The following is an 18,110-nucleotide window of genomic DNA, read 5'->3' on the forward strand; positions in this document are numbered from 1 at the left end:
CAAACCACTTCTTCGCGTACGAAAAGTAGACGGGGGGGGGGCGCCCCCCCCGCCGGCGCGGGGGCCCCCCCCCCCCCGCCCCCCCCGGGCGGGCGGGCGGGGGGGGCGGGCCCCCCCCCCCCCGACCGGTTCAACCGCACCCTCGCCGTGTACGCCGAGCGGGAGGCGGCCCTGCTCGCCGACGACCCGACGGTGCGCCCGTTCCTGGCCGCCCGGAGCAACTGGGTGCGGGCCACCTACGACTGGTCCGCCCGTGCCGCCCGGTACGCCTGAGGTCCACCCGGACAGCCTGGGATCACCAGGGCTAGCCGATGGGCGGTGCAGGCAATACCCTTCGGTAACCGCAGAATGACGTGACCCCTGTCACGCCTCCAGCCCTGAAGGCGGCTACAGCGATGACTCTCGATGTACCGTACCGCTCCATCCCCGACATGTTCCTCAAGCGCGTCGCGGCGTCCCCCGACCGCCACGCCTTCGGCCACCCCGCCCCCGACGACTCCGGGCCGGTCTGGCTGACCTGGACGCAGGTCAGCCAGCGGGCCAAGGCGGTCGCGGCCGGGCTGCACGGGCTCGGGGTCGGCCAGGAGGACCCGGTGGCGATCCTGGCGAACACCCGGCTCGACTGGGTCATCGCCGACTTCGGCATCATGTGCGCCGGCGGCGCCACCACCACCGTGTACCCGACCACCGAGCCCGAGGAGGCGGCGTACATCGTCGCCGACTCCGGCTCCCGGGTGCTGTTCGCCGAGAACCCGGCCCAGGCCGCGAAGCTCGTCGGGGCGGAACTGCCGGCGCTGACCCACGTGGTGCTCTTCGACGGCGCGGCCGATCCCGCCGCGGCCGTGCCCCAACTGACCCTGGCCGAGCTGGAGGAGCAGGGCGCCCGGGTGCTCGCCGCCGAGCCGGGGCTGATCGAGCGGCTGGTGGCCGGGATCGGGCCGGAGCACCTGGCCACCCTGATCTACACCTCGGGCACCACCGGCCGGCCCAAGGGCGTCGAGCTGCTGCACGGCGGCTGGTGCTGGGAGGGGGTGGCGCAGGACGATGTCGGGCTGCTGCGCGACGACGACCTGCAGTACCTGTGGCTCCCGCTGTCCCACTCGTTCGGCAAGACCCTGCTCTGCGGGTCCACCCACGTCGGCCTGCCGACCTACGTCGACGGCCGGGTGGAGAAGCTGGTCGACCTGCTCGGGGTCATCCGGCCGACGCTGATGTGCGGGGCGCCCCGGGTGTTCGAGAAGATCTACAACAAGGTCGTCACCACCGCCCGGGACGCCGGCGGCGCCAAGGCGAAGATCTTCGCCTGGGGGGTCGGGGTCGGCCAGGCGAAGGTGGCCCTGGAGCAGGACGGCCGTCCGGTGCCGACCGGGCTGAGGCTGAAGTACGCGCTGGCCGAGAAGCTGGTGTTCAGCAAGCTCCAGGCCCGGCTCGGCGGGCGGATCCGGGTGCTGGTCTCCGGGGCCGCGCCGCTGAGCAAGGAGATCGCCAGCTTCTTCGCCGCCGCCAACCTGCCCATTTCGGAGGGGTACGGCCTCACCGAGACCAGCGCCGGCAACTTCGTCAACCCGCCGGACGGGCTGCGGATCGGCACCGTGGGCCGGGCGATGGGCGACCTCGAGTGCCGGATCGACACCGACGGGGAGATCCTGGTCCGGGGCCGCCCGGTGATGCGCGGCTACCACAACCTGCCCGAGGACACCGCCGCAGCGTTCACCGACGACGGGTTCTTCCGGACCGGGGACATCGGCAGCCTCGACGAGGACGGCTACCTGCGCATCACCGACCGGAAGAAGGACCTGGTCAAGACCTCCGGCGGGAAGTACATCGCGCCGTCGCACATCGAGGGGATGTTCAAGGCGCTCTGCCCGTACACCTCGCAGGCGATCGTGATCGGCCAGGCCCGCAACTACTGCACCATGCTGGTCAGCCTCGACCCGGACGCGATCACCGGCTGGGCCGCCGGCGGCCCCCTGGAGGGCCGCGGGTACGCCGAGATCGTCGCCTCCGACGAGGCCCGGCTCATGGTCGAGGAGTACGTCGCCCAGCTCAACGCCAAGCTGAACCGCTGGGAGACGATCAAGAAGGTCGCCGTCCTCCCCCGGGACCTGACCATCGAGCACGGCGAGATGACCCCGTCCATGAAGATCAAGCGTCGGGGTGTGGAGGGCAACTTCGCGGCCGAGATCGAGAAGATGTACGCCGGCACACTCGCCGAACTCTGACCGCGGTGCCGCCGGCGGCCGTGTCCCCCCGTCCCGGGACACGGCCGCCGTCGTCTCACAGGTGCTCGCCCCGGCTCTCCTCGGTCCCGGCCGCCCGCTGCTCCTGCGGCGCGAGCCGCCCGGGCGCGGTCCGGCCGGGACGTCGTCCGGGCGGCGGCGCGCCGCTCAGGCGATGACGGCCGGCTCCCGCCACCGCGGCCGGCCGCCGCGGTCCAGGTCGTACCGGACCGCGGCGAGCCGCCCCACGGCGTCGACCAGGTCCGCGGCCGGCAGGGTGAACGGTAGCCGCAGGAACCGCTCCAGCGTCCCGTCCAGGCCGAACCGGGGGCCGGGGGCCAGCCGTACGCCGACCTCCTCGGCGGCCCGGGCGAGCGCGCTGGAGATCGGCCCGTCCAGCTCGGCCCAGAGCGTCACCCCGCCGCGCGGAACGGTGACCCGCCATTCGGGCAGCCGCTGCGCGAGCGCGCCGGTCAGCGCGTCGCGTTGGGCGGCGAGCTGCACCCGCCGGGCGGCCACGATGGTCGACGCGTCGGCCAACAGGTGAACCGCGACCAGCTGGTCCAGCACCGGGCCGGCCATGTCCACCCCGACCCGGGCGGCGGCCAGCCGCTGCACCTGGGGGGCGGAGGCGCGCACCCAGCCGATGCGCAGGCCGCCCCAGTACGGCTTGCTCATTCCGCCGATGGAGATCACCCGGGAGTGCCGGTCGAAGGTGGCGACCGGCGGCGGCAGCGGGGTGCCGTCCAGCGGCAGGTCCACGAACGACTCGTCGATGACCAGGTCGGTGCCGGCGGCGTGGGCCGCGCCGACCACCCGCTCGCGCAGCTCGGTGGGCATCAGGTGCCCGGTCGGGTTCTGGAACTCCGGGATCAGGTACGCCAGCTTCGGCCGCCCCTGGCGCAGGCTGCCCAGCAACAGGTCGGCGTCCCACCCGGCGCCGTCGATGGCCAGCCCGTGGGTGGTGATCCGGGCCCGCCGGGCGGCCAGCGCGGCGAGGGCGTTCGGGTAGGTCGGCGACTCGACCAGCACGCTGCCGCCGGGGGCCAGGGCCAGCCGCAGCACCAGGTCCAGCGCGTGCTGGGTGCCGCTGGTGACCATGATCTGGTCGGGCGAGGTGGGCAGGCCCCGGTCGGTGTACCCGGCGGCCACGGCCTCGCGCAGCTCGATGATGCCGGTCGGGTGGTAACCGGCGCCGCCCAGGTAGCGGGGCAGGTCCTCGGCGGCGGCGCGGGCGGCGGGCATCAGCTCCGCCGGGGCGGCCAGCGCGGCCATCCCGAGGTCGATCATGTCCCGGTCGTCCTGCGGGGTCCACAGCCCGGTGCTGGCGACCTGGTGGGTGCCCGGGAGCATGGTCCAGCTCCCCGCGCCCCGCCGGCTGGCCAGGTGGCCGGTCTCCCGCAGCAGCCGGTACGCGGCGGTGACCGTGGTCCGGCTGATCCGCAGCGCCTCGGCCAGCTCCCGCTCGGCGGGCAGGCGCACCCCCAGGGGCAGGCGGCCGTCGGCGAGCAGCCCTCGGACGGCGGCGGCGAGCGCCGCGTAGTCCGGGCTGCGGCGGCGGCCCGGCAGGGCATGCCACTGCCCGAGCAGTCGGGCCAATTGGGTGCCACGCACCTGACTTGTCATGGCCACCCTCCCGATATTGGCTCCTTATGTCGCACCGATTGGACCCTAGGGTGGCATGCATGGCACCGATTGGCAATCTCCGGCAGCGGCCGGTCCGGCGGCTGACCCAGCTCTACGCGGGCCTGCTCCTCTACGGCGTCAGCATGGCGCTGATGATCCGCTCCGGGCTCGGCCTCGACCCCTGGGACGTGTTCCACCAGGGGCTCTCCCGGCTCACCGGGTTGTCGTTCGGCACCGTCACCATCGCGGTCGGCGCGCTGGTGCTGCTGCTGTGGATCCCGCTGCGGCAGCGTCCCGGTCTGGGCACGGTGAGCAACGTGCTGGTGATCGGGCTGGTGGTGGACGCCACCCTGGCCCTGCTGCCCGGCGGCGGCCCGCTCGCGGCGCGGGCGGCGCTGCTGGTCGCCGGGATCGTCGCCAACGGCGCCGCCACCGCCCTCTACCTCGGCGCGCGGCTCGGCCCGGGCCCCCGCGACGGCCTGATGACCGGGTACGTGGCCCGCCGGCCCGGACGGTCCGTCCGGCAGGTACGCACCGTCATCGAGATCACCGTGCTGGCCCTGGGCTGGCTGCTCGGCGGCACCGTCGGCATCGGCACGATCGCCTACGCGCTCACCATCGGGCCGCTGGCCCAGTTCTTCCTGCCCGTCTTCACGGTGGACCTGCCGCCCCGGGAGCCCGTTGGACCGCGGCGGGACGATCGGATCGCGGCCGGCCCGCAGCCGGACGGCCATAATGTGGTCGAAGCACCGGCGACGGACTGCGGCCAACCGCGCTGAGCTGCGGAAATGCCGGGCCGGGAAAAGTGGGTGTTTCCTTGCTCGGCGGCGCACGGCATCATTCCTGCATGGGGGAGAACGGATGGCTTTGGGCCGACGCCTGGATCTTCGTTTCACTGGTGATCGCGAACGGTGCGGGGCGGCACCGCCGGGCGGCGTCCACCCGACGGCCGGAGGGCGTCCGGCTCACTGACGTGCTCTCCACAGCCGACCACCTCAACCACGCCATCCCTGAACGGCACGAGGTGGAGACGGCGGTCCGACGGCTCGTCGGCGCCGGCCTGGTCAGCGTCTCGGACGGCTGGTTCCGGCTCACCGCCGACGGGGAGCGGCTGTGGCGCACCCGGCCGAACGCCGGCCTGTCCACCGCCGTGGACACCGTGCAGGGCGTGCTGTGCCGGCGGCACACCCCCGGCAGCGCCGACTGGACGCTGGAGAAGGAGGAGCACGCCGCGGCCGTGCAGGAGTACGTGGTCCGCTCGATCCCGGCCCCGCGCCGCTCCCCCGAGGGCCACTCCGGCCGGGGCTGACCCCGACCCCGGAGGACCATTCCGGCCGGGGCTGACCCCGGCCCCGCGCAGGCCCGGAGGGCGACGTCAGCGGACGGGGTGACCCGAGCCGCGCAGCACGCCCTTGACCTCGCCGACGGTCAGCTCGCCGAAGTGGAAGACGCTGGCCGCGAGCACCGCGTCCGCCCCGGCGGCGATCGCCGGCGGGAAGTGGGCGATCTCGCCCGCGCCGCCGCTGGCCACCACGGGCACGTCGACGACCCGGCGGACCTCGCCGATCAGCTCCAGGTCGAAGCCGGCCTTCGTGCCGTCGGCGTCCATCGAGTTGAGCAGGATCTCCCCCGCGCCCAGCTCCGCGCCGCGCCGCGCCCACCGGACGGCGTCGATCCCGGTGCCCCGGCGACCACCGTGGGTGGTCACCTCGAAACCGCTCGGGGTGACCCCGGCCGGTGCCCGGCGCACGTCGAGGGAGAGCACCAGCACCTGCCGGCCGAACCGGTCGGCGATCTCCGCGATCAGCTCCGGGCGGGCGATGGCGGCGGTGTTCACTCCCACCTTGTCGGCGCCGGCGCGCAGCAGGGTGTCGACGTCGGCGACCTGCCGGACGCCGCCGCCCACGGTGAGCGGGATGAAGACCGACTCGGCGGTGCGCCGCACCACGTCGAGCATGGTGCCCCGCTCGCCGCTGGAGGCGGTCACGTCCAGGAAGGTCAGCTCGTCCGCGCCCGCCCGGTCGTACGCCGCCGCAAGCTCCACCGGGTCGCCGGCGTCACGCAGGTCGAGGAAGTTGACCCCCTTGACCACCCGCCCGGCGTCCACGTCCAGACACGGGATGACCCGTACCGCCACCGTCATGCCGCGAAGCCTATCCTCCCCCGCCCACCCCCTCCGTCGACCGCCCGCGCCCGCCCCGCCCACGCGCACTTTCACGGAGTCCGTGGCCACGGCGTGCGCCGATGCCACACGTTCCGTGAAGGTGCGCGCACCGGAACACCGGGAGGGCGCGGGATGGGCGGGTCTTGGGCGACGGGGCGGGGGGCTACAGCCGGACGAGCATCTTGCCGAGGTTCTCGCCGCGGAGCAGGCCGAGGAAGGCCTCCGGGGCGCGGGTGATGCCGTCGACCACCGTCTCGTCGTACGAGAGCTTCCCCTCGTGCAGCCAGCCGGCGACCTCCTGGACGAACCGGCCGCGCAGGTGGTCGTGGTCGCTGACCAGGAAGCCGCGCAGGGTGAGCCGCTTGCCGATGACCAGCGCCAGGTTGCGCGGGGCCGCCGGCGGCTCGCTGTCGTTGTACTGGGCGATCATCCCGCAGATCGCGGCCCGGCCGTGCAGCCGCATCGCGCCGATGGCCGCCTCCAGGTGGTCCCCGCCGACGTTGTCGAAGTAGACGTCGATCCCGTCCGGCGCGGCGGCCCTGAGCGAGTCGCGCACCGGGCCGTCGTGGTAGTCGAACGCGGCGTCGAAGCCCAGTTCCTCCAGCCGCTCGACCTTGGCCGCCGAGCCGGCGCTGCCGACCACCCGCCCGGCGCCCCTGAGCTTGGCGATCTGGCCGACCATGCCGCCCACCGCTCCGGCAGCGCCGGAGACGAAGACCGTCTCGCCCGGCTTCATCGCGGCCACGTCGAGCAGCCCCGCGTACGCGGTCAGCCCGGTCATGCCGAGCACGCCCAGGTACGTGCTCACCGGGGCCAGGTCCGGATCGACCTTGCGGGCGCCCCGGGCGTCGACCAGGGCGTACTCCCGCCAGCCGAGGCCGTGCAGGACCGTGTCGCCCGGGGCGATCCCGTCGGCCTCACCGGCCACCACCTCGCCGAGCGCGCCGCCGTCGAGCGGGGCGTCGAGGGCGAAGGGCGGCGCGTACGACTTGACGTCGTTCATCCGCCCCCGCATGTACGGGTCGACGGACATGAACTGGTTGCGCACCACGAGCTGGCCGGGCCCCGGGGTGGGCACCTCGGTCTCCACGAGGCGGAAGTTCTCGGTGGTCGGCCAGCCCTGCGGGCGGGAGGCCAGGTGGATCTCACGGTTGACGGTCACGGTGTCGTCCCTTCGTTCGCTGGTCGGGCTGGGCTGCGCGAGGTGTCAGGCGGCCAGGGCCTCGCGGACGGTGAGCGCCACCTCGACGTTGCCACGGGTCGCGTTCGAGTAGGGGCAGACCTGGTGAGCCTGGGCGACGAGCTGCTCGGCGGCCTCCCGGGGCACGGCCGGCAGGTCCACCACGAGGGCCACGGTCAGCCCGTACCCGCCGTTGCCGTTCGGGCCGATGCCCACCTCGGCGTCGACCACGGAGCCGGTGACGTCGGCATTCGCCCCGCGGGCGACCAGGCGCAGCGCCGAGTGGAAGCAGGCGGCGTACCCGGCGGCGAAGAGCTGCTCCGGGTTCGCGGCGCCGCCGGCCCCGCCCATCTCCTTCGGGACCGCGAGGTCCAGCTCGAACGTGCCGTCGGAGGTGCGGACGCGGCCGTCGCGGCCGTCGCCGGTGGCGCGGGCGTCGGCGGTGTAGAGGACCTTCATGTCACTGCTCCTTCTGTCGGTGGATCGTCTCGGTGACCCGGGTCAGGGTGTCGCGCAGCGCGACCAGCTCGGCCTCGCTGAGGCCGGTGGCGAGGGCCACCCGCAGCGGGACGTCGGACATCCGCTCGCGCAGCGCCCTGCCGTCGCCGGTCAGGCGCACCTCCACCCGGCGCTCGTCGCGCGCCGAGCGGGACCGGACCAGCAGGCCCCCCGCCTCCAGCCGCTTGAGCAACGGGGAGAGGGTGCCGGAGTCCAGGCGCAGCGCGGCGCCCAGCTCGGAGACCGTGGGGACGTCGTCGTCGCGCTCCCAGAGCACCAGCAGCACCAGGTACTGCGGGTAGGTCAGCCCGAACGCGTCGAGGATCGGCCGGTAGACGTCGGTCAGGGCGCGCGACGCCGCGTACAGCGTGAAGCACACCTGCCGGCGCAACACCAGGTCATCGATCACCCCGGAAAGGTAGCGCGCAATTGAGTTGTGCACAACCGATCTGGCTGGACGGTGGCCCGCCTCACCCCGCCCTCGCCGGGGCGGGGTGGGGCGGGGCGGGGCGGTCAGCGGTCGCCGAGGTACGCCTCCAGCTCCACCTCGACCAGGTGGTCCGGGTCCAGCAGGGCGGCCACCACGACCAGGGTCGCCACCGGGCGGACCGCGCCGAACACCGCGTTGTGGGCCCGGCCCACCTCGTCGGCGTACGCGCGGTCGGTCACGTACATCCGGGTGCGCACCACGTCCCCGGGCTCCGCGCCGACCTCGGCCAGGGCCGCCAGGCCGATCCGCAGCGCCTGGGCGGTCTGCGCCGCGGCATCCCCCACGTGCACGACACGCCCGTCGACCGTGGCGGTGCAGCCGGCCGTGACGGCCCGGTCGCCGGCCCGGACCACCCGGGAGTAGCCGTAGAGCTGCTCCCAGGGGCCGCCCGAGCCGAGCCGGGTGACGGTCACGCGGCGGCCAGCACGTCGAGGGCCTGTCGCACGGTGAACGCGCCCGCGTACAGCGCCTTGCCGGCGATCACACCCTCCACGCCCACCGGCTCCAGGGTGGCCAGGGCCCGCAGGTCGTCCAGCGCCGAGACGCCGCCGGAGGCGATCACCGGGGCTGCGGTGCGGGAGCACACCTCGCGCAGCAGGTCCAGGTTCGGCCCGCGCATGGTGCCGTCCTTGGTGATGTCGGTCACCACGTACCGGGCGGCGCCGGCCTTGTCGAGCCGCTCCAGCACCTCGAACAGGTCGCCGCCGTCGCGGGTCCAGCCGCGCGCCGACAGGGTACGACCCCGCACGTCCAGCCCGATGGCGACCCGGTCGCCGTACTCGCCGCAGATCCGGTCGCACCACTGCGGGTCCTCCAGCGCGGCCGTGCCGATGTTCACCCGGGCCGCGCCGGTGCCCAGGGCGGCCCGCAGCGACTCGTCGTCCCGGATGCCGCCCGACAGCTCCACCTTGACGTCGAGCCGGCGGACCACCTCGGCCAGCAGGGCCGCGTTGGAGCCACGGCCGAACGCGGCGTCCAGGTCCACCAGGTGGATCCACTCCGCGCCGTCGTGCTGCCAGGCCAGGGCCGCCTCCAACGGGTCGCCGTAGGTGGTCTCGCTGCCGGCGGCGCCCTGCACGAGCCGGACGGCCTGGCCGTCGGCGACGTCCACGGCGGGCAACAGGGTGAGGCTCAACGCTCTTCTCCTCGGATCGGGAACACGGTGGATCGGGAACACGGTGGATCGGGAACACGGTGGATCGGGAACACGGTGGATCAGGACCGGCGGCCCAGGGCGATCACCACGGCCGCCGGCAGGACCAGCAGCAACAACACGACCAGCACCAGCCGCAGCGCCAGGTCGTCGACGAAACTCCAGATGCCGAGCACCGCCACCCCGGTCAGCCCCACGATCGCGGCCCGCTCGCCCCGGGTGTGCCGGGCCAGCCGGCCCGAGCGGCGGCGCGACCAGCGGGGCAGCAGCCGGCGTACCAGCGCGCGGCGGCGCTCCCGGCGGGCCACCCGGCGGCGGCGGACGGCCCGCTCCCGCTCCAACTGGGCCTCGCGGGCCTCCCGGCGGCGGGCCCGCTCCTTGCTCATCGGACGCCCCGGCCCGGCGTCGCCGGGCCGACGGGCGGCCGGCCCGCGGCGGCCCGGCCCGGCCCGGTGGCCCGCTCAGCCACCGACGGTCACGGTGGCCAGCCAGTTGCGCAGCAGCGCCGCGCCGGTGTCGGCCGACTTCTCCGGATGGAACTGGGCTGCCGACAGCGCGCCGCGCTCGACCGCGGCCACGAAGTCCGTCTCGTGGTGCGCGGTGGTCACCGTCGCCCCGGCCGTGGCCAGCGCCGCCGGGTCGGTCACCCCGTAGGAGTGGACGAAGTAGAAGCGGCTGTCCGCCGGCAGGCCGGCGAAGAGCGTCGACGACGCCGGGGCGTGCACGGTGTTCCAGCCCATGTGCGGCAGCCGGGCGGCGGCCAGCCGCGTCACCGCGCCGGGCAGCAGCCCGAGCCCCTTGGTGACCACCCCGTGCTCGTCCCCGTGCTCGAAGAGCACCTGCATGCCGACGCAGATGCCCAGCACCGGACGGCCGGCGGCGACCCGTTCGGCGATCACCGGGCCGGCACCGATCGCCTCGATCCCGGCCATGCAGGCGGCGAACGCGCCGACGCCCGGGACGACCAGGCCCTCGGCCCCTGCGGCGGCGGTCAGGTCGTCGGTCACCGTGACGTGCGCGCCGGCCCGTTCCAGGGCCCGCTCGGCCGAGCGCAGGTTGCCCGAGCCGTAGTCGAGCACCACGATCTGCTTCGCCATCAGCCCTCCCCGGGCAGCAGCCAGAGCACCCCGCCGACGGTGGCCAGCACCGCGAGCAGCGCGGTGATCACCACCGCGCTACGCGGCGCGCCCTGGCGGTGCAGCGACCACACCCCGCCGACCAGCACCCCGGCGAGGATCAACAGCAGCGTCGGCAACACGGATCCCATCAGGATCGTCCCTTCCGCGCGCCCGGCCTCACAGCGCGCCCTTCGTGCTGGGGATCGCGCCGGCCGAGCGCGGATCGATGGCGGTGGCCTCACGCAGGGCGCGGGAAACCGCCTTGAACTGGGCCTCCACCACATGGTGGGCGTCCGGGTGGCCGCCGGGGCGGGCCGCCCGCAACACGTCCACGTGCAGGGTGATCCGGGCCGCCTGGCCGAAGGACTCCCAGATGTGCCGGGTCATGCTGGTCGGGTAGACCGGCCCGATGTACGGCGCGAGCGGCGGCTCGTCGTGCACCACGTACGGGCGGCCGGACAGGTCGACGGCGGCCCGGACCAGGACCTCGTCCATCGGGACGGTGGCCGAGCCGTACCGCCGGATGCCGGCCTTGTCCCCCAGCGCCTCGTCGAACGCGGCGCCCAGGGCCAGCGCCGTGTCCTCCATCGTGTGGTGGGCGTCGATCTCCAGGTCGCCCACGGTGCGCACGGTCAGGTCGAAGCCGCCGTGCCGGGCGATCTGGTGCAGCATGTGGTCGTAGAAGCCGACCCCGGTGCCGATCTCGGCCGCTCCGGTGCCGTCGAGGTCGATCTCGACGAGCACCTTGGTCTCCTTGGTGATCCGCTCCACCCGGGCGGTCCGGCTCATTGAAGTCTCTCCATCGCGGTGAGGAAGGCGTCGGTCTCGGCGGGGGTGCCGGCGGTGACCCGCAGCCAGCCGGGCAGCCCGACGTCGCGGACCAGCACGCCGGCGTCGAGCAGGGTGTGCCAGGCCACCGCCTGGTCCCCGCCCACGGCGAAGAGCACGAAGTTGGCGTCGCTGTCGGCCACCCGGTGACCCCGGGCGCGCAGCTCGGCGACGATCCGGTCCCGCTGCCCCATGATCGCCTCGACCGTGCCGAGCAGGGCGTTGCGGTGCGCCAGCGCCGCCCGGGCGGCGGCCTGGGTGAGCGCGGAGAGGTGGTACGGCAGCCGGACGAGCTGCACCGCGGCCACCACGGCCGGGTCGGCGGCCAGGTAGCCGAGTCGGCCGCCGGCGAAGCCGAACGCCTTGCTCATCGTCCGGGTCACCACCAGCCTCGGGTGGCCGGGCAGCACCGCGAGGGCGCTGACCGTGCCGGGGCGGGCGAACTCGGCGTACGCCTCGTCGACCACCACCATGCCGGGGGCCTCCGCCAGCACCGCGGCGACCACCGCCGGGTCCAGCGCGGTGCCGGTGGGGTTGTTCGGCGAGCAGAGGAAGACCACGTCGGGGCGGTGCTCGCGGACCTGGGCGACCGCCTCGTCGGCGGTCAGCCCGAAGTCCGCCCCACGCCGGGCCGGCACCCAGCGGGTGCCGGTGCCCAGGGCCAGCAGCGGATGCATCGAGTACGCCGGGGCGAAGCCGAGCGCGCTGCGCCCCGGGCCGCCGAACGCCTGGAGCAGTTGCTGCTGGATCTCGTTGGACCCGTTGGCCGCCCACACCTGCTCGACGGTGAGCCCGTGGCCCAGGTACGCCGCCAGGTCGGCGCGCAGCGCCACGGCGTCGCGGTCCGGGTACCGGTTGAGGTCGCGCAGCTCCGCCGCGAGGGCCTTGCCGATCGCGTCGACCACCGGCTCGGGCACCGGGTAGGAGTTCTCGTTGGTGTTCAGCCGCACCGGCACGTCGAGCTGCGGCGCCCCGTACGGGGACAGCCCGCGCAGGTCGTCGCGGATCGGCAGGTCGTCGATGGCGTTCACGCCCGCCACCCCGCCTCGCCCGCTCACGGGGTGTCTCCCGGGAAACGCACGCTGACCGCCTGGCCGTGGGCCGGCAGGTTCTCCACCCCGGCCAGGGTGACGACGTGTGGGGCCACCTCGCGCAGCGCCTGCTCGGTGTACTCCACGAGGTGGACGCCGCGTAGGAAGGACTGCACCGACAGGCCCGAGGAGTGCCGGGCGCAGCCGCCGGTGGGCAGCACGTGGTTGGAGCCGGCGCAGTAGTCGCCCAGCGACACCGGCGACCAGGCGCCGACGAAGATCGCCCCGGCGTTGCGCACCCGCAGCGCCCACTCGCGGGCGTTCTCGGTCTGGATCTCCAGGTGCTCGGCGGCGTACGCGTCGACCACCCGCAGGCCGGCCTCCAGGTCGTCGACGAGGACCACGCCGCTCTGCTCACCGGTCAGCGCGGTCGTGACCCGCTCGGCGTGCTTCGTCGCGGGCACCTGTCGGGCCAGCTCCCGCTCGACCGCCTCGACCAGCGCGGGCGACGGGGTGACCAGCACGCTTGCCGCGAGAGGGTCGTGCTCGGCCTGGCTGACCAGGTCGGCGGCGACGTGCGCCGGGTCGGCCGTGTCGTCGGCGAGGATGGCGATCTCGGTCGGGCCGGCCTCGGCGTCGATGCCGACCACCCCACGCAGCAGCCGCTTCGCGGCGGTCACCCAGATGTTGCCCGGGCCGGTGATCATGTCGACCGGGTCGCAGCGCTCCGCGCCGGCCGGGTCGACCGCCGAGCCGTACGCGAGCATGGCCACCGCCTGGGCGCCGCCGACGGCGTACACCTCGTCGACGCCGAGCAGCGCGCAGGCCGCGAGGACCCGGGCGTCGGGCAGGCCGCCGTTGTCCTGCTGCGGAGGGCTGGCCACCACCAGGGAACGGACCCCGGCCGCCTGGGCGGGGACCACGTTCATCACCACGGTCGACGGGTACATCGCCAGGCCGCCGGGAACGTACAGGCCGACCCGGTCCACCGGCACCCAGCGCTCGGTGACCGTGCCGCCCGGCACCACCTGCGTGGTGTGGTCGGTGCGCCGCTGGTCGGCGTGCACCTTCCGGGCGCGGCTGATCGACTCCGACAGCGCCGCGCGGACCTGCGGGTCGAGCGTCCCCTCGGCCTCGGCGATCGCCTCGGCGGGGACCCGCAGCCGCTCCGGCGAGACGCCGTCGAACCGCTCGCTCGCCTCCCGGATCGCCGGGTACCCATGCTCCCGGACCGCCTCCACGATCGGGCGGATCTTCTCGACGGCCACGGAGACGTCGAGCTGGGCACGGGGCAGCAGGCGGCGGGGGTCCCGGACGCCGCCGCGCAGGTCGATCCGATTCAACACCCCTGCGAGTCTAGGCGGATCGCCCGACGCAGGCCCGCGCCGCCCGCAGGCCGGGACGGTGAGCCGAGCCACGCCGACGCGGCGCGGGCGGGCTACGCTCGACCACGTGACTGCACGGTTGCCGATCTTCCCCCTCGGGACGGTGCTCTTCCCCGGTCTCGTGCTGCCCCTGCACATCTTCGAGGAGCGCTACCGGGCCCTGGTGCGCCATATGGTAAGCCTGCCCGAGGGCACGCCCCGCGAGTTCGGGGTGGTGGCGATCCGGGCCGGCTGGGAGGTGGCCCCCGGGGCCACGGAACGACCCGTCCCCGGCGTCGGGGACGTCACGCTGCACGAGGTGGGCTGCACCGCCGAGGTGCGTCAGGTGACCGAGCTGGCCGACGGCGGGTTCGACATCGTCACGGTCGGACGGCGGCGGTTCCGCATCACCGACGTCGACGAGCGTGCCGAGCCGTACCTGACCGCCGAGGTGGAGTGGCTGCCGGAGCCGGGCGGCCCGGACGAGGGCAGCGATCTGCTGGCGCCCCGGGTGATCTCGGTGTTCCGGCAGTACCTCGGGCTGATCCGCCCCGGCCCGGAGGACATCTCCGAGCAGCTCCCGGAGGACCCCACCGTCCTGTCCCACCTGGTCGCCGCGACGGCCATGCTGACCGTGGACGACCGGCAGCGGCTGCTCGCCATCGACGACACGACCGCCCGGCTCCGCGCCGAACTGCGGCTGCTCAACCGCGAGGCGGCTCTGCTGCGCCAGGTGCGGGCGGTTCCGGTGCCGCTGTCGGAGCTGGCGAGCCCTCCGGCCCCCAACTGACCCCCGGCGGGACAGCCAGGAAGCCGCCGGGGGGCGCAGCCGGGCCCCAGGCCAGGTCCGGCGTCGGTTCCCGGCGCAGCGACGGCCAGCGGGACCAGCCGGCCAGCAGGGTGTACGTCACGGCCGCGGCGAACGCCGGCAGCAGCAGGTTGCCGTACGGCACCGGGAGCACGTCGAGGAACCAGTGCACGCCCCCGGCGCGCAGGTCGGCGGGCTTGGTGAACGCCCGCCCCACCGGGGCGTCGGCCAGCAGACGGTCGTACGTCGACAGGCCGACCCGGCGGCCGACCTGCCAGGCCACCGGTGCCGCCGCGAGCCCGCCGAGCACGCCGGCGAGCAGCCCGGCGGGGCCACGGCTGCGACGCAACAACACCCACAGGGCCAGCGCGGCGAGCACGCCGAACCCGAGCCCGAGCATGCTGAACCAGCCGTCCGAGGCGATCGGCTGCTCCGGCTGCGGCTGGGCGTAGACGGCACCCTCGGCGGTCTTGACCACCGGGGTGTCGGGCGCGACGGCCGCCCAGAGCAGCCCCAGCGGAACACCCAGCGCGGCCAGTGCCGCCGCCGCGCCGAGCGCCACCGCGATCGACCGCCCCGGCCGACGCGCCGGCCGGTCGGCGGCGGGAAACGGGACGTAGCCGGCGGCGGGAGTCGCCGGTCCGGACGACCCGGGGTCGGGGGCCGGCCAGGCGAGCGGGTCCGCGCCGGGCGCGGCGGCGGGGGTGCCCGCCGGCACCGGCAGGCCGGCGGACCAGTCGGGGGCCTCCGGGCCCGCCACCGGCCGGGGATGCGACCCGGGCTCGGGCCCGCCCGGCGCGGCGGGTGGGGGCAGCGTGCGGTCGGGATCGGAGGTGTCCGGGCTCACCGGTTGATCCTTCCAGACCGGACCCACCTCCGGGGCATCGGTGCCGCCGGACGGTCTCAGCCGGCGAAGGGTTCGAGCATGGTCGACGCGGCGCGCAGCCAGGCCTGGCGGGTCTCCGGCTGGAGCTGCTGGTACTCGATCGAGGACCCGGTCTCCAGCGCCGGGTCGTACGGCACCACGGTCACGGCCCTCGTCCGGGTGGCGAAGTGCCGCTCCAGGTCGTCCTGTAGCGGCGAGCGGCCGGGCGTCGGGCAGGAGATCAGGGTGACCGCGTTCTCGGCCAGCTCGCCCATGCCCACCTCGTGCAGCAGGTCGAGCATCCAGTCCGCGCTGAACGCGGCGTCCTCCCGGGGCACGGTGGTGACCACCAGTTGGTCTGCGGCCTGCATCACCGTGCGCCAGTTCGGGCTCTCCACGTTGTTGCCGGTGTCCACGCAGACCACGTCGTGGGTTCGGCGCAGCAGCTCCAGCACCCGCTTGACGGTGAACTGGTCCAGCCGCTGGGCGAACCGGGGGCTCTCCTCCCCGGCCAGCACGTCGTACGAGCCGTCGGAGGCGTGCCGCAGGTAGTCGTCCAGGCTCGCCAGCAGCTCGGCGCCCTCGCGGATCTCGATCTGGGCGAGGTCCCCGATCAGGTGCCGGATGGTCCGGGCGTGCCGGGCGCTGCCGGCGCGCAGCCCGAGGGTGCCGCGCAGCTCGTTGTCGTCCCAGGCGAGCACGCCCCGGCCCCGCACGCTGCCGACGGTGGCGGCGGCCAACACCGTGGCGGTGGTCTTGTGCACCCCGCCCTTGGGGTTGGCGAAGGCGAGCACCCGGGAGGTGCCCAGCTCGCGGCGGAGCACCCCGGCAGACCGCTCCAGCTCGCTCTCCGGGCTCTGCGGTCGCCACTCGATCCGGGCCGGGTAGCCCCGGTCCACCACGGCCGGCGGCCCGGCCTGGTACACCGGCTCGACCGGGGGCTGGTACGCCGGCTCGATCTGCGGTTGGTACGCCGGCTCCACCGGGGGCTGGTACACCGGCTCGATCTGCGGTTGGTACGTCGGCTCGACCGGGGGCTGGTACGTCGGCTCCGGTCGGTACCCGCCGTTGTCCAGCAGCGCGTACCGCGACTCGACCGGTGACGGCTCGGACCGGTAGCCGCTGTCCAACATCGCGTACCGGGACTGGGCGGGCGGGGCGAGGTCTGCGCGGCGCACCGGCTCCGGCTCCGGATGGGCCGGCTCGTGGCGGGCCGGCTCGGCCCGCCACGCCGGCTCGACCGGGTACACCGGCTCGGCCGGATAGGCGGCCTCGGACTGATAGGACAGCCCGGGCTGGTAGGACGGCTCCGCCTGGTACGTCGGCCCGGGCTGGTAGGACGGCTCGGGCTGGTAGCCCGGGTCGATCCGGTAGGCCGGGTCCACCCGGTAGCTCGCCCCGGCCCGGTAGCCCCCGTGGGGCGGCTCGGCCGGGTGGCCGGGCTCCGCGCCGTACGACGGCTCGGCGGAGCGGCCGATCGCCGGCGCCCGCCCGGCGTAACCGTTGCCCGACGCGCGCCGGGGCAGCGGCTCGGGGGCCACCCGGGACGCCTCCTCGGCACGATGGTCGGCCTCGGCCTGCTCCGCGGTACGACCGCCGTGGCGGGCCCGGTCGAGCAGCGCCCGCCACCGCGGTGCTGGCTCGGCCGGTCGACCCCAGCCGGTCTCCGTGCCGTCCAAGGCTCGCCCTCCCAGCGCCATCGATCTCCGCCTGACAGGCTACGAACGAAACCCTATTCGGACCACACCGGTCTGCGCACATTCTGGTCCGTCTTTGTCACCGAGGCACCGCCTCCGGGCCGCCGTCGGCCGCGTATGGCGAGGTCGCGGCGCTCGGCGCGACCTCCCCGGCCGACGCCGGGCCGACAGGCGGTGACGACACCACGACCTTCGGTGCCGCTTCCGACGTTTCGCCCACCCCCGGCACCGGCCCGGTGTCGGCCGGCGGGCGGGCCACGTCGCGCTGTTCGGGCAGCGGTGGGGTGACCACCGTGCGGTCCAACCGGCGCAGCTCCGGGGCCGGTTCGACAGACCGGACCCCCGGCCGACCGGCCAGCGCGCGCAGCGCCTCCGGAACGCCCCGCACCACCGCCGCGTACACGCAGGCGCACCCCGCCCGGTACGCCGCCGCCTCGTCCGCCGCGACCTGCGCCCCGGTCTCGTACCCCCGGCGCAGCTCGGGGTCGGCGGCACCGGCGGCCCGGGCCCGCTGGTCGGCGGCCTCGCGGTCCTTGCGGGCGGCCACCCCGGCCATTCCGGCGGTCACGTCCTGCGGCAGCCACTGGACCGGCAGCCGGACGATCTGGCTCTGCCGGCCGGGCAGCGGCGCCCGGGTCACCACCTCCGCGACGGACACGCCGTCGAGCAGCGCCGCCAGCCCGCCCGGGGCGACGTACGCCGAGAACGACACCAGCGCGTACGTTCCGGCCGGCGGCCCGGCGGCCGGCAGGGCCGCCAGCTCGGCCGCTGCGGCGCTCAGGTACCCGGGGATCGGGTCGCCGGAGGCGATTCCGACCCGGGTCACCTCGCCCACCGTGCGGTCCCCCGCCGGCCGGGCCTGACGGCTCGCCCACCCGGCGGTGAGCAGCACCGCCGCCACCGCCAGCAGTGCGGCCGAGGTGAGCAGGCGGGGCCGGCGGGCCGCTCCGGCCGGGCGACCGGCGGCGGGGCCGGTCGCGGCGGCCGGCCCGGGGTCCGGGCCCGACGGCGGCTGGTCGGACCGCGGTGGTTCGGTAGCGCGCACCGCGCGGGCCCTCTCGTCGGAAGA

Annotated in this window: 21 protein-coding genes; 5 read left to right on the top strand and 16 right to left on the bottom strand. The window is 75.1% G+C overall.

The features are described 5' to 3' along the window. The first annotated feature begins 147 nt into the window (after window positions 1-147). Together ACFYZF_RS21570 and ACFYZF_RS21575 are read left to right on the top strand one after the other, a co-directional pair. Window positions 148-273, top strand: coding sequence for a hypothetical protein (locus ACFYZF_RS21570; protein WP_387023417.1), 126 nt, complete (start codon window positions 148-150; stop codon window positions 271-273). 122 nt (window positions 274-395) lie between these two features. Then, complete coding sequence (locus ACFYZF_RS21575) at window positions 396-2,222, top strand: AMP-dependent synthetase/ligase (protein WP_387023419.1); 1,827 nt, start codon at window positions 396-398, stop codon at window positions 2,220-2,222. 165 nt (window positions 2,223-2,387) lie between these two features. Here ACFYZF_RS21575 and ACFYZF_RS21580 read toward each other — a convergent pair whose 3' ends face one another. After that, complete coding sequence (locus ACFYZF_RS21580) at window positions 2,388-3,845, bottom strand: PLP-dependent aminotransferase family protein (RefSeq protein ID WP_387023421.1); 1,458 nt, start codon at window positions 3,843-3,845, stop codon at window positions 2,388-2,390. A 59-nt stretch (window positions 3,846-3,904) separates the two neighbouring features. Here ACFYZF_RS21580 and ACFYZF_RS21585 point away from each other — a divergent pair, with 59 nt between their 5' ends. Next, window positions 3,905-4,624, top strand: coding sequence for a YitT family protein (locus ACFYZF_RS21585; protein ID WP_387023423.1), 720 nt, complete (start codon window positions 3,905-3,907; stop codon window positions 4,622-4,624). Window positions 4,625-4,692: 68 nt separating this feature from the next. Next, window positions 4,693-5,154 carry a hypothetical protein gene (locus tag ACFYZF_RS21590; RefSeq protein WP_387023425.1) on the top strand — a complete coding sequence of 154 codons (462 nt, stop codon included), beginning with the start codon at window positions 4,693-4,695 and terminating at the stop codon, window positions 5,152-5,154. Window positions 5,155-5,220: 66 nt separating this feature from the next. On the opposite strand, the gene hisF is transcribed toward ACFYZF_RS21590, so the two are convergent. The 12 genes from hisF to hisD all read right to left on the bottom strand — a co-directional run bounded on the left by hisF (window position 5,221) and on the right by hisD (window position 13,653). Beyond that, the gene (gene hisF, locus ACFYZF_RS21595) at window positions 5,221-5,988 is read right to left on the bottom strand and encodes an imidazole glycerol phosphate synthase subunit HisF (RefSeq protein ID WP_387023427.1); all 768 of its coding nucleotides are present in this window, start codon (window positions 5,986-5,988) and stop codon (window positions 5,221-5,223) included. Between the two features lie 184 nt (window positions 5,989-6,172). After that, window positions 6,173-7,171, bottom strand: coding sequence for an NADP-dependent oxidoreductase (locus ACFYZF_RS21600; RefSeq protein WP_387023429.1), 999 nt, complete (start codon window positions 7,169-7,171; stop codon window positions 6,173-6,175). A 45-nt stretch (window positions 7,172-7,216) separates the two neighbouring features. Continuing rightward, window positions 7,217-7,648, bottom strand: a complete 432-nt coding sequence (locus tag ACFYZF_RS21605; protein WP_387023431.1) for an organic hydroperoxide resistance protein — start codon at window positions 7,646-7,648, stop codon at window positions 7,217-7,219. Between the two features lies 1 nt (window position 7,649). After that, window positions 7,650-8,096 (bottom strand): MarR family winged helix-turn-helix transcriptional regulator, encoded by a 447-nt coding sequence (locus ACFYZF_RS21610; RefSeq protein WP_387023433.1) that lies wholly within the window; start codon window positions 8,094-8,096, stop codon window positions 7,650-7,652. Between the two features lie 104 nt (window positions 8,097-8,200). Then, window positions 8,201-8,590 carry a RidA family protein gene (locus tag ACFYZF_RS21615; protein WP_387023435.1) on the bottom strand — a complete coding sequence of 130 codons (390 nt, stop codon included), beginning with the start codon at window positions 8,588-8,590 and terminating at the stop codon, window positions 8,201-8,203. Then, window positions 8,587-9,312, bottom strand: a complete 726-nt coding sequence (gene priA, locus ACFYZF_RS21620) for a bifunctional 1-(5-phosphoribosyl)-5-((5-phosphoribosylamino)methylideneamino)imidazole-4-carboxamide isomerase/phosphoribosylanthranilate isomerase PriA (RefSeq protein ID WP_387023437.1) — start codon at window positions 9,310-9,312, stop codon at window positions 8,587-8,589. The genes ACFYZF_RS21615 and priA overlap by 4 nt, the downstream gene beginning before the upstream one ends. 80 nt (window positions 9,313-9,392) lie before the next feature. After that, entirely contained in the window at window positions 9,393-9,716 is a 324-nt protein-coding gene (locus ACFYZF_RS21625; RefSeq protein WP_387023439.1) for a hypothetical protein, read from the bottom strand. Window positions 9,717-9,791: 75 nt separating this feature from the next. After that, window positions 9,792-10,427: an imidazole glycerol phosphate synthase subunit HisH gene (gene hisH, locus ACFYZF_RS21630; RefSeq protein WP_387023441.1), complete on the bottom strand. Its 636-nt coding sequence runs from the start codon at window positions 10,425-10,427 to the stop codon at window positions 9,792-9,794. Further along, complete coding sequence (locus ACFYZF_RS21635) at window positions 10,427-10,597, bottom strand: hypothetical protein (RefSeq protein WP_387023443.1); 171 nt, start codon at window positions 10,595-10,597, stop codon at window positions 10,427-10,429. Before ACFYZF_RS21635 ends, hisH begins: the two co-directional genes overlap by 1 nt. A 28-nt stretch (window positions 10,598-10,625) precedes the next feature. Then, a complete protein-coding gene (gene hisB / locus ACFYZF_RS21640) occupies window positions 10,626-11,237 on the bottom strand; it encodes an imidazoleglycerol-phosphate dehydratase HisB (protein WP_350884943.1) in 612 nt (203 codons plus the stop codon). Further along, entirely contained in the window at window positions 11,234-12,307 is a 1,074-nt protein-coding gene (locus ACFYZF_RS21645; protein WP_387023446.1) for a histidinol-phosphate transaminase, read from the bottom strand. Before ACFYZF_RS21645 ends, hisB begins: the two co-directional genes overlap by 4 nt. A 23-nt stretch (window positions 12,308-12,330) precedes the next feature. Then, window positions 12,331-13,653, bottom strand: a complete 1,323-nt coding sequence (gene hisD / locus ACFYZF_RS21650) for a histidinol dehydrogenase (protein WP_387023448.1) — start codon at window positions 13,651-13,653, stop codon at window positions 12,331-12,333. A gap of 106 nt (window positions 13,654-13,759) precedes the next feature. On the opposite strand from hisD, the gene ACFYZF_RS21655 reads away from it, so the two are divergent. Next, the gene (locus ACFYZF_RS21655; protein WP_387023450.1) at window positions 13,760-14,461 is read left to right on the top strand and encodes an LON peptidase substrate-binding domain-containing protein; all 702 of its coding nucleotides are present in this window, start codon (window positions 13,760-13,762) and stop codon (window positions 14,459-14,461) included. Here ACFYZF_RS21655 and ACFYZF_RS21660 read toward each other — a convergent pair. The 3 genes from ACFYZF_RS21660 to ACFYZF_RS21670 form a co-directional block, all read right to left on the bottom strand. Next, the gene (locus ACFYZF_RS21660; RefSeq protein ID WP_387023452.1) at window positions 14,376-15,326 is read right to left on the bottom strand and encodes a DUF2567 domain-containing protein; all 951 of its coding nucleotides are present in this window, start codon (window positions 15,324-15,326) and stop codon (window positions 14,376-14,378) included. The genes ACFYZF_RS21655 and ACFYZF_RS21660 overlap by 86 nt on opposite strands. Before the next feature lie 56 nt (window positions 15,327-15,382). Further along, window positions 15,383-17,023, bottom strand: coding sequence for an AAA family ATPase (locus tag ACFYZF_RS21665; RefSeq protein WP_387023454.1), 1,641 nt, complete (start codon window positions 17,021-17,023; stop codon window positions 15,383-15,385). 97 nt (window positions 17,024-17,120) lie between these two features. Further along, window positions 17,121-18,086: a hypothetical protein gene (locus tag ACFYZF_RS21670; protein WP_387023456.1), complete on the bottom strand. Its 966-nt coding sequence runs from the start codon at window positions 18,084-18,086 to the stop codon at window positions 17,121-17,123. Window positions 18,087-18,110: the final 24 nt, after the last annotated feature.

The organism is Micromonospora sp. NPDC001898 (assembly GCF_042891255.1).
GTDB lineage: Bacteria > Actinomycetota > Actinomycetes > Mycobacteriales > Micromonosporaceae > Micromonospora.